Source organism: Vibrio sp. 1249-1 (genome assembly GCF_033340495.1).
Map to the genome: position 1 here is coordinate 1 of NZ_JAWOWJ010000234.1, position 922 is coordinate 922.

The window sequence follows — 922 nt, forward strand, 5'->3', positions numbered from 1 at the left end:
TGCTTGGTAAAACGATTGATGATCCAGACGGTGTAGAAGGTGAACCGGGTTCAAGCGAAGGTTTGGGACTATTGAATGTTCATACCGTGCTGACTGGTAGTAAACAGCTCACTAAGACTGAAGCTGTGCTCAATCTCAATAACCAAAAAGCGAAGGTGAAAGGTTATGAGATTCATGTTGGTAGAAGCCAAGTACTTGACGAACAACCGCTTGAACTCGACAACGGAGAATGTGACGGTGCCATTAGTGAATGTGGCCAAATTATGGGAACCTACTTGCACGGATTTTTTGACGAAGCGGAAGCGCTAAACCTCATTACTGAGTGGGTGAATGGCACTCAGATCAAACAGCAAGATTTTGAAACATTGAAAGAACAAGGTATTAACCGTATTGCGGATGCGATAGAACAACACATGAACCTTGACTTTCTGTTTAAATAACTCGTTAACCAAACGCTATCTTTAACCAAATTTTCTCTCGGCTCCTTATTAGAAAAACGGATCGGGCTGGGAACGCATTCATTTGGCTAGATAGAATTTTCGCTTGCCTTGTACGGATTCACTTTATGAAGGCATGGAAAACGCATGCTTGCCTAGCGGCGATATTAAGCATTTCATTCTCAACAAATGCAGCAACGGATCTGAAAGTTTATGCTGCGTCTTCGATGACGAATGCGATTGACGAAATCGCTCAAGATTTTAAAGAAAAGTATGACGTAACAGTTACGCCTGTGTATGGCGGCTCGTCTTCGATCGCACGACAAATTATCAATGGTGCCCCAGCTGATGTGTTTATTTCTGCAAACACGAAATGGATGGACTACTTGGTTGATGAAGGCGTTATAGATAGTGACAATGTCACTAATTTAGTGCGTAATAGCCTCGTTCTTATTGCACCTCAATCGTCAAGCATAGCCGTATTT

1 protein-coding gene and 1 pseudogene are annotated in these 922 nt (G+C 42.5%); both read left to right on the forward strand.

Features of this window, described 5'->3' with window-relative positions; translation table 11 throughout:
- Positions 1 to 440: pseudogene (locus tag R7Z50_RS25485) on the forward strand (cobyric acid synthase CobQ); the annotation flags it as partial.
- Between the two features lie 125 nt (positions 441 to 565).
- Positions 566 to 922, forward strand: a 357-nt coding sequence (gene modA / locus R7Z50_RS25490) for a molybdate ABC transporter substrate-binding protein (RefSeq protein WP_318149475.1), incomplete at its 3' end; no start/stop codon positions are given.